The 14,052-nt window shown below is 44.7% G+C and carries 7 protein-coding genes; 5 read left to right on the forward strand and 2 right to left on the reverse strand.

The genetic code is table 11. The annotated features are described in order from the left end of the window. Window positions 1-5 precede the first annotated feature (5 nt). From rplJ to rpoC, 4 genes are all read left to right on the forward strand, one after another. Window positions 6-542 carry a 50S ribosomal protein L10 gene (gene rplJ, locus PPO43_RS08795; protein WP_272616939.1) on the forward strand — a complete coding sequence of 179 codons (537 nt, stop codon included), beginning with the start codon at window positions 6-8 and terminating at the stop codon, window positions 540-542. Window positions 543-615: 73 nt separating this feature from the next. Then, window positions 616-990: a 50S ribosomal protein L7/L12 gene (rplL, locus tag PPO43_RS08800; protein ID WP_272616941.1), complete on the forward strand. Its 375-nt coding sequence runs from the start codon at window positions 616-618 to the stop codon at window positions 988-990. A gap of 165 nt (window positions 991-1,155) precedes the next feature. Next, window positions 1,156-4,986, forward strand: a complete 3,831-nt coding sequence (gene rpoB, locus PPO43_RS08805) for a DNA-directed RNA polymerase subunit beta (RefSeq protein ID WP_272616943.1) — start codon at window positions 1,156-1,158, stop codon at window positions 4,984-4,986. Between the two features lie 440 nt (window positions 4,987-5,426). Then, window positions 5,427-9,689 (forward strand): DNA-directed RNA polymerase subunit beta', encoded by a 4,263-nt coding sequence (gene rpoC, locus PPO43_RS08810; RefSeq protein WP_272616945.1) that lies wholly within the window; start codon window positions 5,427-5,429, stop codon window positions 9,687-9,689. 292 nt (window positions 9,690-9,981) lie between these two features. Here the strand turns inward: rpoC and PPO43_RS08815 are convergent, their stop codons facing one another. Further along, window positions 9,982-12,393: an alpha-ketoacid dehydrogenase subunit alpha/beta gene (locus PPO43_RS08815; protein WP_272616947.1), complete on the reverse strand. Its 2,412-nt coding sequence runs from the start codon at window positions 12,391-12,393 to the stop codon at window positions 9,982-9,984. 391 nt (window positions 12,394-12,784) lie between these two features. On the opposite strand from PPO43_RS08815, the gene PPO43_RS08820 reads away from it, so the two are divergent. Beyond that, a complete protein-coding gene (locus PPO43_RS08820; protein WP_272616948.1) occupies window positions 12,785-13,198 on the forward strand; it encodes a DUF1573 domain-containing protein in 414 nt (137 codons plus the stop codon). A gap of 301 nt (window positions 13,199-13,499) precedes the next feature. On the opposite strand, the gene PPO43_RS08825 is transcribed toward PPO43_RS08820, so the two are convergent. Then, window positions 13,500-13,844 (reverse strand): hypothetical protein, encoded by a 345-nt coding sequence (locus PPO43_RS08825; RefSeq protein WP_272616950.1) that lies wholly within the window; start codon window positions 13,842-13,844, stop codon window positions 13,500-13,502. Window positions 13,845-14,052: the final 208 nt, after the last annotated feature.

The raw sequence follows: 14,052 nt of genomic DNA on the forward strand, positions 1-14,052 counted from the left end.
ATATAATGACACGCGAACAGAAAACTGCGGTGATCGAAGAGCTAGCTAGCCAATTCCAAGATTCTAAGTATTTCTATATCACAGATACTTCTGAGCTAACTGTTGAAAAAACAAACCAGCTCCGTCGTAAGTGCTTCGAAAGCGGCATCCAAATGAAGGTAGTTAAAAATACCCTCATTCGTAAAGCTTTAGAACGTGCTGCCGATGCTAATGAAGAAAACTATACAGAGATTTACTCTGCCCTTAAAGGCTTCTCTGCTGTGATGTTTACTGAGACTGGAAACGTTCCCGCTAAACTCATTAAAGAGTTCCGTAAAGAGAATGATAAGCCGCTACTAAAAGCAGCTTTTATCGACTCTTCAGTATATATCGGAGACGATCAAGTAGAAGCACTCACTCAGATTAAATCTAAAGAAGAACTTCTTGGTGAACTCATCGGTTTACTCGAATCTCCTATCAAAAATGTTATGGGCGCTCTCCAATCTGGAGGCAATACCATTACAGGACTCCTCAAAGCGCTTGAAGAGCGTGAGTCTGCCTAAAGATTTTGGCTTCCACCAACATCACCCATATATCCAACATTCCTTTTAACAACAATCTCTAAAAGCTAATAAAATGGCTGATCTAAATCAACTAGCAGAACAACTAGTTAACCTAACCGTTAAAGAAGTAAAAGACTTGGCTGACATCCTTAAGGATGAGTATGGTATCGAACCTGCTGCTGCCGCTGTTGCTGTTGCTGGCCCTGCTGCTGGTGGCGAAGCTGCTGCTGCTGAGCAAACTGAATTTGACGTAATTCTTAAGTCTGCTGGTGCTGCTAAACTACAAGTAGTTAAGGCTGTTAAAACTCTTCTTGGTGTAGGCCTAAAAGAAGCTAAAGCTATCGTTGACGGTGCTCCCGCTCCTGTAAAAGAGAAAGCCTCTAAAGAAGAAGCTGAGCAAATCAAAGCTGAACTAGAAGGCGCCGGTGCTGAAGTAGAAGTGAAGTAAGTACATACTGCGTTCGCATAATTAGCATGCGCTCGTATCTATATTTAAGGCTTAGTTACAGCTTGCTGTAACTAAGCCTATTCAGCTATTATACTACCTTCTATAAATCTTGCTACTTTGCTCGAAATCAGACAATAAGTAGTCGACCTAAATTTAAAAGGCTAAATGGCAAAAAGTACAACTCTTACTCCCAAAAGACCAGAACGCTTTAGTTTCGGTAAAATCCAACATGATTCTCATTATCCGGATTTTCTCGAAATTCAAGTCAAGTCTTTTGAGGAGTTTTTTCAGTTAGAGACCACCCCTGAAAGTCGCTTTAATGAGGGACTCTATCAGGTGTTCCAAGAAAATTTTCCAATCACAGATGCACGCAACATCTTTGTTCTGGAATTCCTCAACTATTTTATTGATCCTCCTCGCTATACTATCGATGAATGTATGGAGAGAGGACTTACCTATAGCGTCCCACTCAAAGCAAAACTTCGCCTGTCTTGTAATGATGAAGAACATGTCGACTTTGAGCAAACTGTACAAGATGTATTCTTAGGCAATATTCCTTACATGACGCCTAAAGGTACATTCGTAATCAATGGCGCTGAACGTGTAATCGTTTCTCAACTGCACCGATCTCCAGGTGTATTTTTTGGCCAAAGCCGCCACCCTAACGGTACAAAAATTTATTCTGCTCGTGTTATTCCTTTCAAAGGAGCATGGATGGAATTTGCTACCGATATTAACTCGGTTATGTATGCCTACATTGACCGTAAAAAGAAGTTTCCTGTAACTACTCTTCTCCGCGCTATCGGATATGATGGCGACCGCGATATTCTTGGCCTCTTTGGCCTTGCTGATGAAGTAGAAGCTACTCAGGAAGCATTAGAACAACACCTAGGCCGTAAACTCGCTGCCCGCGTACTCCGCTCTTGGGTAGAAGACTTCGTAGATGAAGATACTGGCGAAGTGGTGTCTATCGAACGTAATGAGGTAATCCTCGAACGTGACGTAATCCTTGATGAAGATAATATTCAAGAGGTTATCGACATCGGAGTAGATAAAGTGATCCTCCAAAGAGAAAATGTAGAAGATGATTATAGCATTATCTACAATACTCTACAAAAAGATACTTCTAACTCTGAAATCGAAGCCGTTCAACATATCTATCGCCAATTGCGTGGATCTGATCCACCCGATGACGAAACTGCTCGCGGTATTATCGACAAACTCTTCTTCTCTGATAAGCGCTATAGCCTAGGTGAAGTCGGTCGATATAAAATTAACCGCAAACTAGAACTTGACGAAAGTAACGATACTTCTGTCCTCACAAAAGAGGATATTATCGCTATCGTGAAGTATCTAGTAAAGTTGATCAACCAAAAAGCTGAGATCGATGATATCGACCACCTCAGCAATCGTCGTGTCCGTACTGTAGGCGAACAACTTTATGCCCAGTTTGGTGTAGGTCTTGCCCGTATGGCTCGCACGATCCGTGAAAGAATGAATGTTCGCGATAATGAAGTGTTTACTCCGGTAGATCTTATCAATGCAAGAACGCTTTCTTCTGTAATCAACTCTTTCTTTGGTACTAGCCAACTTTCTCAGTTCCTCGACCAAACTAACCCGCTTTCAGAAATTACACACAAACGTAGAATTTCTGCACTCGGTCCAGGTGGTCTCTCTAGAGAAAGAGCAGGCTTTGAGGTACGTGACGTTCACTACTCTCACTATGGCCGCCTTTGTACTATTGAAACTCCTGAAGGTCCTAACATTGGTCTAATCTCTACACTATGTGTACACGCCAAGATCAATAAAATGGGCTTTATCGAAACTCCCTACCGTAGCGTAGCTAAAGGAGGTAAGGTCGATCTCAAAAATGATCCCGTTTATCTCTCTGCAGAAGAGGAGGATTTTAAAACGATCGCCCAGGCCAATACAGCTATTAACAAGAAAGGTGTTTTCGATACAGATCGCGTGAAATGTCGTAACCATGGCGATTTCCCCGTTCTTGATCCTAATGAAGACGAAATCGAATTTATCGATATCGCTCCTAACCAAATTGTAGGGGTCTCTGCCTCTATGATTCCTTTCCTCTCTCATGATGATGCGAACCGTGCACTCATGGGCTCTAACATGCAGCGCCAAGCGGTGCCTCTTCTTCGTCCTTCAGCCCCTACCGTGGGAACTGGCCTAGAAGCTAAAGTAGCTCAAGATTCTCGTATGCTTATCAATGCAGAAGGATCTGGAGTAGTCGAATATGTAGATGCACGCAAAATTGTTATCCGATACGACAGAACCGATGAGCAACGTCTCACTTCTTTCGATGACGATTTGACAACATATAACTTGGTGAAGTTCCGCAGAACTAACCAGAGTACTTGTATCAATATCAAACCTATCGTCCGCAAAGGCGAAAAGGTCCACAAAGGCAAAATTCTTTGTGAAGGTTATGCTACCGATAATGGCGAACTCGCCCTCGGCCAAAACCTTAAAGTGGCCTTTATGCCCTGGAAAGGATATAACTTTGAGGATGCAATCGTACTTTCTCAACGTGTAGTTCGTGAAGATATCTTTACTTCTCTTCATATCGAAGAGTTTGAACTCGATGTCCGCGACACAAAACTAGGTGAAGAAGAATTTACCAACGATATCCCCAACGTTTCTGAAGAGGCCACTAAAGACTTGGATGAAAACGGTATCGTGCGCACCGGCGCATGGGTCCGCGATGGCGATATTATCATCGGTAAAATTACTCCTAAAGGAGAATCTGATCCTACTCCAGAAGAAAAATTGCTCCGCGCAATTTTTGGCGACAAAGCTGGCGACGTAAAAGATGCCTCGCTGAAAATGTCACCCTCTGCTAAAGGAGTTATCATTGGCTCTCGCCTCTTCGTCCGCGCCAAAAAGGATAAGGTCCAAAAGGCAAAAGACAAGCAAATGCTCGACAAACTAGAGCAGGAGCACAACCAAGAGGTAAAAGACCATACTCAAGTTCTCGTAGAGAAATTGATGCAGGTCCTAGAAGGTCAAAATTCTGCTGGTGTACGTAGTATTTATGCCGAATTGCTTATCCCTCAAGGTGCACCTTTCACGCAAAGAGCACTTAAGGATATCGATTATAGCGCCGTAGATTACTCGAACTGGACAGAAGACGATACCGTAAACAAACAGGTCCGCACGCTCTTGCACAATTATACCATTAAGCTCAATAAGAAGATTAGTGTGTATAAGCGTAAGAAGTTTGCCATCAATATCGGTGATGAACTACCCGCTGGTGTCCTCAAATTGGCTAAAGTATATATGGCCAAAAAGCGCAAGCTGAAAGTAGGGGATAAGTTGGCCGGTCGTCACGGTAACAAAGGTATTGTGGCCCGCATCGTTCGTGATGAAGATATGCCTTTCCTCGAAGATGGAACACCCATGGACATCGTCCTTAACCCCCTAGGGGTACCCTCTCGTATGAACCTCGGACAGATCTTTGAAACTGTTCTAGGTTGGGCGGGCGAAAAACTCAACATGACTTTCGCTACTCCCGTATTCGATGAGGCAAAGGTGCACCAAATTGAGGAATACGTACAAAAAGCTGGCTTGCCTAGCTATGGTGAAACTTATCTCTATGACGGAGAAACTGGCGATCGCTTCCACCAAAAAGCAACAGTCGGTGTGATCTACATGTTGAAACTTTCTCACATGGTAGACGATAAGATGCATGCCCGTTCTATCGGTCCTTACTCACTCATTACGCAACAGCCCCTCGGTGGTAAAGCCCAGTTTGGTGGTCAGCGTTTTGGTGAAATGGAGGTTTGGGCCCTAGAAGCATTTGGCGCCTCGCATATCCTACAAGAAATCTTGACGATCAAATCTGACGATATTATCGGACGCGCCAAAGCTTACGAAACAATCGTTAAAGGCGATAACTTACCTACTCCCGGTATTCCGGAATCATTCAATGTACTGGTACACGAACTTAGAGGTTTGGCCCTAGAAGTCAAATTTGACTAAGCCTTCCTTTTTGTTCACTCTGCTTTTTATTTGGGGCCTCCTGCCCAACTTGGCCTTTGGCCAAGACGGGCAGGCGCTACGTTCCGCAGCTCGCTGTTCGCTCGGCCCTGCGCCAGCAAGCTGGCTAGGTCTGGCGCTTCGCGCCACTGCTGCACATCGCTAGGCCTCCTTATAAAAAGCAGAGCCTTGCTTTTATCTTCTTTTAATTGCTCTTCCTTGTTTAGCTAGCTAATGGGCCAGAAGCCCCTTGGCCTAGCGCTGTGGAGGGGGGCGGCAAAGCCGCCGACCCAGCCGCTTTAGCGGCGCAGGGCCGAGCAGACCTGCGAGCCCCGCAACATAGCGCCGACGAGCGCAGCGAGGCGGAGGCCCCAAAAGAATATAAAAGTCTATCCTATTAAATGCCTCTTGCTGGCCCCTAGCCAGCCTAAATTTGTCTTCTTATGCCATTTAAGAAAAATAGTACCAACAAAATTAAAAACGACTTCGATAGCATCACGCTAAGTTTGGCCTCTCCAGATTTGATTTTGGAGCGTTCTTACGGGGAAGTCCTCAAGCCAGAAACCATCAACTACCGCTCGTATAAGCCCGAGCGCGATGGTCTTTTCTGCGAACGTATCTTTGGCCCTGTCAAGGATTATGAATGTTTTTGTGGAAAATACAAGCGTATCCGTTATAAAGGAATCGTTTGTGACCGCTGTGGAGTAGAAGTGACCGAAAAGAAAGTGCGCCGTGAACGCATGGGGCATATCCGCCTAGTTGTTCCTGTGGTACATATTTGGTACTTCAAGTCTTTGCCCAATAAAATTGGTTACCTACTCGGTTTCTCTTCTAAGAAACTGGAGTCTATTATTTACTACGAGCGCTATGTGGTGATTCAGCCTGGTGCCGTAGCAGAAAGAGGAATTACAGGTAGTGAAGAGCGTGATTTGCTCACAGAAGAAGAGTATCTCGATATTTTGGAGTCACTTCCTCGCGAAAACCAAATGTTGCCCGATGATGATCCCAATAAGTTCATTGCTAAAATGGGTGCAGAAGGTGTTCGTCATCTTCTTTCTCGTGTAGATTTGGAGAAATTATCTTATGATCTACGCCATAAAGCCGCCACAGAAAACTCTCAGCAGCGTAAATCAGAAGCGCTTAAGCGTCTTCGCGTTGTAGAGGCGTTCCGTGAGGGCCAAAAAAATATTGAAAACAAGCCCGAGTGGATGGTTATTGACTATCTGCCCGTTATTCCACCAGAACTCCGTCCTCTAGTGCCTCTAGATGGTGGTCGTTTTGCTTCTTCAGATCTCAATGACCTTTATCGTCGTGTGATCATTCGTAACAACCGTTTGAAGCGTCTACTTGAAATCAAGGCGCCTGAGGTAATTCTTCGCAATGAAAAGCGGATGTTGCAAGAGGCGGTGGATTCACTTTTCGATAACTCTCGTAAGTCTAATGCGGTTAAGGCAGAAGGTGGTCGCGCCCTCAAGTCATTGAGTGATGTACTCAAAGGTAAGCAGGGACGTTTCCGTCAGAACCTTTTGGGTAAGCGTGTTGACTACTCTGGTCGTTCGGTTATCGTGGTAGGGCCTACGCTCAAATTGCATGAGTGTGGATTACCTAAAAACATGGCAGCTGAGCTCTTCAAGCCATTTGTGATTCGCAAATTGATTGAGCGAGGTATCGTGAAAACTGTAAAATCAGCCAAGAAATTGGTTGATCGTAAAGATCCAATTATTTGGGACATTTTGGAGAATGTGCTTAAAGGGCATCCAGTTCTCCTCAACCGGGCTCCCACACTTCACCGTTTGTCAATTCAGTCGTTCCAGCCTACACTAATTGAAGGAAAAGCGATTCAGCTTCACCCTCTTGTTTGTTCGGCCTTTAATGCGGATTTTGATGGTGACCAAATGGCGGTACACGTACCCTTGAGCAATCAAGCTATTTTGGAAGCCCAGATTTTGATGCTTTCTGCACACAATATGCTCAACCCTCAGAATGGTACGCCGATCACGCTGCCTTCTCAGGATATGGTTTTGGGTCTCTATTATATTACAAAGGAGCGTAAGCATATTCCAGAAAACCCTGTAAAAGGGGAGGGAAGTAGATTCTATTCTCCAGAAGAGGTAATCATTGCTTACAATGAAGGTCGTTTGGACCTACACGCAATCATTAAAGTTCGTGTTCCTGTAGAGGATGAAGAAGGAAACTTGGTTATCCGTCTTACAGAGACAACAACTGGTCGCGTACTCTTCAATCAAGTTCGTCCTAAGAGCTTGCCCTATATGGATGAGCTACTTTCTAAGAAGAATTTGAAGCGCGTAATTGCAGATATCTTGAAAAGAACAAACGTGCCTACGGCGGCCAAGTTCTTGGATGATATTAAGGATATGGGATTCTACTGGGCTTATCGTGGTGGTTTGTCTTTCAACCTTCCCGATTTGATCACGCCTACTGTTCGTGCCGAACGCCTACAAGCTGCTCATGAAGTAGTAGATGGTATTTGGGATAACTACAACATGGGATTGATTACCAATAACGAGCGCTATAACCAGATCATTGATGAATGGACCCAGGCGGATAACTACATCACCAATACTTTGATGAAGGAGATGGCAGAACACAAGCAAGGGTTTAACTCAGTATACATGATGCTTGATTCTGGAGCTCGTGGTTCTAAACAGCAGATTAAGCAGCTTTGTGGTCTTCGTGGTCTAATGGCCAAGCCTCGTAAATCTGGTGATACTGGAGGGGCAATTATTGAAAACCCGATTCTTTCAAACTTTGTAGCGGGACTTTCGGTACTAGAGTACTTTATCTCTACCCACGGTGCCCGTAAAGGTTTGGCGGATACGGCCCTTAAAACAGCGGATGCGGGTTACTTGACTCGTCGTCTTGTTGATGTGGCTCAAGATGTGGTGGTTAATATTTACGATTGTGGAACACTCCGTGGTGTTGAAGTTAGCGCCTTGGTAGAAAATGACAAAATCGTTCAACCCCTTTCTGAGCGCATTGAAGGTCGCTTCCCACTTTATGATATCTTCCATCCTGAAACAGAAGAGTTGATTGCTTCAGCAGAAGAAGTGATTACTCCTGAATTGGCTAAGGAAATTGAAGAAGCAGAAGTAGAAGCCGTAGAAGTTCGTTCGGTACTTACCTGCGAAGCTCGCCGAGGTTGTTGTGCTATGTGCTATGGTAAAAATACGGCCACAGGACGTGCTTCAGAGCAAGGGGATGCTGTGGGTATTATCGCTGCCCAGTCTATTGGTGAACCGGGTACTCAGCTCACACTGCGTACCTTCCACGTAGGGGGTGTAGCTTCATATACTGCGGAAGAATCTGAACTTCGCTCTAAGTTTGAAGGTCGCCTAGAGTTTGACTCTGTAACTACCGTTGAACTTTATGATAAGGAGAAAGATGAAAAACGCGATGTGGTAATTTCTCGTACTGGTGAACTTCGCATCATCGATGATAAGACCAACCGTGTCCTTTCTACTGCCCACTTGATGTATGGTTCTTCTCTCTTTGTGAAAGATGGCCAAGAAATCAAGAAAGGAGATAAGATCTCTGAATGGGATGCTTATAACGCCTCAATCATTACAGAATTTGATGGTACACTAGAATTCGAAAACATTGAGGAAGGCTTTACTTACCGCATTGAGCGTGACGAACAAACTGGTTTCGAGCAAAAGGTAGTTGTAGAGTCTAAAAACAAAAAACAAGTACCTACGATCAAGGTAGTAGACAACAAGGGAGAGGTGCTTCGTGCTTACTCTATTCCTGTGGGCGCTTACATTAGTGTAAATGATGCGCAGGAAGTGACTAAGGGTATGACACTGGTTAAGATTCCTCGTACAATGGGTAAGATTCAGGATATTACTGGGGGTCTCCCTCGTGTAACTGAGCTTTTCGAGGCTCGTCGTCCTTCTAACCCTGCAGTTGTTGCCGAGATTGATGGTATTGTAAGCTACGGACGAATCAAGCGGGGTAACCGTGAGGTGATTGTAGAGGCCAAGGATGGTCAGAAACGTCGCTACCTCATTGGTCTATCTAAGCACATTCTTGTACAAGAGGGTGACTTTGTTCGTGCGGGTACACAACTCTCTAACGGAGCAACTTCTCCACAGGATATTCTCTCTATTATGGGAACTGGAGCGGTACAACAGTACGTGCTCAATGGTATCCAAGAGGTATATCGCGCACAGGGTATTACGATTAATGATAAGCATATTGAGGTAATCGTTCGTCAAATGATGCGTAAGGTCCAAATTATGGATGCTGGAGATACTAAATTCTTGGAAAAAGAAGCGGTGAACAAGTTTGACTTCTTGGAAGAGAATGACCGTATCTATGATAAGTTGTTGGTTGAGGATGCTGGAGAATCTAGCAAGTACTTCGCAGGGCAGTTCATTACTGAGCGTCAATTGCGTGAGGAAAACTCGGCGCTTCGTCGTGATGACAAGAAAATCATGTCAGCTCGTCCTTCAATTGCAGCGACATCTAAACCTGTTTTGCAGGGGATTACTAAATCTTCATTGGGTACTGACAGCTGGATTTCAGCTGCGTCTTTCCAAGAGACCACTAAGGTATTGAGCACAGCGGCTATTTCGGCTTCTAGCGATAACCTCATGGGCTTGAAAGAGAACGTAATTGTTGGTAAACGCATTCCTGCAGGTACAGGTCTCCGTATCTATGACGATTTGATCGTGAAAGAAAAGTAGGCAGTATCTTGACTACTTAACTATATAGAGGTCCACTTCTTTAAGAAGTGGGCCTTTTTTTGTGCATTTTAGAGGGGGCGAAGCCGCCGCAAAGGAGCGAAGCGACGCGGCTGAGGGATGGGCAGCAGTGGCCGAAGGCCAGACCTAGCCAGCTTGCTGGCGCAGGGCCGAGCGAATAGCGAGCTGCGAAACAGCCCGACCTGAGCGAAGCGAGGGGCAGCCCCAAAATAAAAACAGGAAGAACGACTAGAATCGCTCCTCCTGTTTTGCGTTAAGCTAAAGACTTATTGGCCTAATAAATAGCGGGGAAGTCTGAGGGGCGAGCCTCGCGCATGAGTGCATAAATTTGCTCTACCACATCATCTGCCGAGGGTTTGATGCTATAATCGGCATCGGAGCCATAGCCTGGGCGCACTGCTTTGGCGCTAATCGTGAGAGGCTCTGAATCTAGGTGATAATAAGCTTTTTGTTCCACCATAAGCTGTTGCAACAAATAAGCAGAAGCGCCGCCGGGCAGGTCTTCATCTAGAATGACCAGGCGGTTAGTTTTCTTTACAGATTCGACGACCATCTGGTTAATATCAAAAGGAAGTAAAGTTTGGGCATCGATTAATTCTACTGAAATGCCCATTTCTTTGAGTTCCTCCATGGCTTCTTCGGCAATGCGGACCGATGAGCCGTAAGTGAGCAGCGTAACATCTTGGCCTTCTTCAAGGACCTCAGGAATACCCAAAGGCAGTTTGAATTCGGCTAAATTGCTAGGCATTTTCTCTTTGAGGCGGTAGCCGTTAAGGCATTCGATCATGAGGCAGGGATCGTCGCTATCGAGCATCGTATTGTAGAAACCTACGGCCTGCGTCATATTGCGGGGCGTAAGAATATAGATTCCTCGGAGGCTATTGAGCAAGAGGCCAATGGGGGAGCCCGAGTGCCAAATTCCCTCTAGGCGGTGGCCACGGGTACGGATAATGGCGGGGGCTTTTTGTTGGCCATTGGAGCGGTATTGCAGGGTAGCCAAATCATCAGAAAGGGCCGAAATGGCATAAATGAGGTAATCGAGATATTGGATTTCGGCTAAGGGGCGAAGGCCGCGCATGGCCATCCCGATAGCTTGACCGATAATGGTCCACTCGCGGATTCCCGTATCAAAAACACGGGCTTCTCCATACTTCTCTTGCATATTCATGAAGCCTTGGTTCACATCGCCAATTTGGCCTACGTCTTCGCCAAAAGCAAAGAATTGAGGGTTATTTTGGAGGTGTAAATCAAAGCAGGCATTGAGGATTTCATAGCCGCTTTTGAGCTCGGCATCTTCTGCGTATTGAGCGGGAACGCCAGTTTGTTTGAGGGCTGATTTTGGCCCTTCACTATAAAGCTTAGAGGTATAGCGTTCGTTTTGCAGGGCTATTTTTTCCTCTAGGGCTTGAGCTAGGCTATTCTTTGCGGCTGATTGTTCGCCACGCATTAGGCGGAGCGCCTTGCGCATCGCTTGCAAAATATCTTTGCGAACGGGATTGTAGGCCGAGCCCAAAGCATTAGCTAGAGCTTCTATTTTTGCTTTTTGGTTAGCAGAAGCGGCAGCCTGGCGCAAAAGTTCTTGGGCTTGCTTGAGTTCTTGTTGAATAGGATCATTAAAGTTGTTCCAAGCCTTGCGAATAGCGGCTTTCACTTCTTTTTTGATTTCTTTGCGAATGGCTTTGAGTTCTTCTTCTGTGGCTACGTCCATTTCGATTAACCAAGCCTGCAATTTTTCAATGCCATCCTGTTCTTTTTCCCAAATTAGGCGATTTTCGTCCTTATAGCGTTCATGAGAGCCAGAAGTCGAGTGGCCTTGGGGTTGCGTGCATTCTTCTACATGAATGAGGCAGGGACTATGAGCTTCTCGGCAAAGCGCAATCGCTTCGGCAAAAGCTTGGCGCATGCCCAAATAATCCCAACCTTTTACTTTAATAATGCGAACGCCATTTTGGCCTTCTGCTGTGGGGTGGAATCCCTTTAGCGCCTCAGAAATGCTGCCCTTCGTCGTTTGGTACTCTCTGGGTACCGAAATACCATAACCATCATCCCAAACAAAAACAGCTAAGGGGAGCTGCTGTACGCCAGCAGCATTCAAGGTTTCCCAAAAAACACCCTCAGAAGTAGAGGCATCGCCAATTGTACAAAAGCTTACTTCATTTCCATGGACAGAGAAATTATTGGCCAAATCACCAATCTGATCGGCGCATTCGCGATATTTTTTAGAAGCCAAGGCCAAGCCCAAAGCTCTAGCCATTTGGCCGCCAGTAGGCGAAATATCGGCACTAATGTTCTTGAGTTCTGTATGATTGAGCCATTCGCCCTGAGCATTGATTAATGGAGAGGCAAAATGCGAGTTCATTTGTCGACCAGCAGAAAAAGGATCATTTTCAGGATCTGCATAAAGCTGGGCATAAAGTTGCTCTACAGTAGCTAATCCTGTAGCCAAGGCAAAGGTTTGATCGCGATAATAACCCGAACGAAAATCTCCCTTTTGGAAAACTCGAGCCATCGCTAATTGAGCCAATTCTTTACCCGCACCAAAAATACCAAACTTGGCCTTGCCAGAAAGCACTTCGCGGCGGCCATTAAGGCTGGCTTCGCGGCTCATGCAAGCCAACCGAAAATCTTGCAAGGCCTCTTCTAAAAATTCCTTGCTAGGGGGTGTTTTCAAATGAACTTCAGTCATATATAGTTGTCTATTTAATATGCTAAAATCAAGCAGAAGAACTACCGCTGTTAAATGTAGTTTTTTTGCCTGTTTTGTGACATCCTAAAAGTTGGGTTAGCCAAAAAATAGGACATCTGTATTAAGATGTTGTTTGGGCCTTAAAATACAAAAAAAAGGAGGCAGGCAGCTATTCCACTGCATTTTTCGCATAGACAAACAATAAGTTTAATAATGAGTTTACAAAAAAAAAGGCTTTGGCACGGCAGTTGGAAATGCTAGTAATCAATGGCTATTACCGTTTTATTGATTATTAACTAAACTTTTAGTTGGTCTAATTTTCAAAATTGCTAAAAAAAGCCTACTATTGTATAGAACATTCTGCTCATCTTAAATTAAAATCGAGAATTATATGAGAACCTTATTCGCTTGTCTCGCCTTTGTTGCTCTATTTGCTACTAGCTCATTTGCACAAAACATTGATTTCGAGACCAAAGAAGTTAATTATGGCAGCATCGAGAAAGGTGCCAACGGTGTCCGCTTATTCAAGTTTACCAACTCTGGCGATGCACCTTTGATTATTAGCCAAGCTAAAGGAAGCTGTGGTTGTACGGTACCTACTTACCCCAAAGAGCCGATCATGCCTGGTGAAAGTGCCGAGATTAAGGTAAAGTATGACACTAACCGCCAAGGTCCTTTTACTAAATATGTTACTTTGACTACGAATGCCAAAAATGAAAGCACTACTCGCTTGAAAATCTTTGGTGAAGTGAAGCGCGAAGCAGCTCCTACTCCTAAGAGCAAAGACAATATGTTCAACCACTAAACTGCTGAACAAAGTCGAAATAATAGTAGCTCCTATCTTTAGATAGGGGCTTTTTTTTTATCCAGATATATTTTTTGGGGCCCGCGGCCGGCTCGGCTTCGCCTCGGTCGGCCGCCGCTATGCTGCGGGGCTCGCAGGTCTGTTCGGCCCTGCGCCGGCTGCGCCGGCTGGGTCTGGCCTGCGGCCACCCCTCCGCAGCGCTGGGCCAATGGACCATTTTGCCCAAAGCTGTTTTGGACCACAAAAAAATGCGTCATACAAAGTTGTACAACGCATTTTACTATTTTCCGATTAGTTGAGCTTACCTACTTAAGGGCGCATTACTAATCGCTAAAGTCTCCGCAGAAGCCTTAACTTTAATTTTGGCCTGACTAATTTTTAGCTGCTCATTAGGCGCAAATTCATCTACGGGAATACTCCAGCTTTTCACTTCTATAGAGCCAGCATACTCACCACTAGCATCAAAAATGTCAATTTGAGCCGAAATGAGCTCTAGTTTATCATTGAGCACTTGCTTGCTCCCTTTATCAATAGCCTCAATTGTTTTTTTGGCCAAATTGATTTTAAATTCAAGTTGTTCTGCAGTTTGGGCCTGTAGCGCTAATTGAGCTACAAAAAAGAAAAAGAAAATTTGGATGTACTGCATAATCGAAAAGTTTTATAGTGTGCCCTCCATTGGGCAAAGCTTATACCAAATTTAACAAAAAATTTTGAAGAGGAAAATCCTCTTTACTAAAGCTAAGTGACTAAAATTAAACTAACTATATTTTTAAGAAGCAGCAAAAAAATGCTACTTTTACGAGGTCCAGACAGAAAAATCAACTACCATTTACCGCAAGATCACATTCACTATC

Origin of the sequence: Saprospira sp. CCB-QB6 (assembly GCF_028464065.1) — a bacterium.
Taxonomy (GTDB): domain Bacteria; phylum Bacteroidota; class Bacteroidia; order Chitinophagales; family Saprospiraceae; genus Saprospira.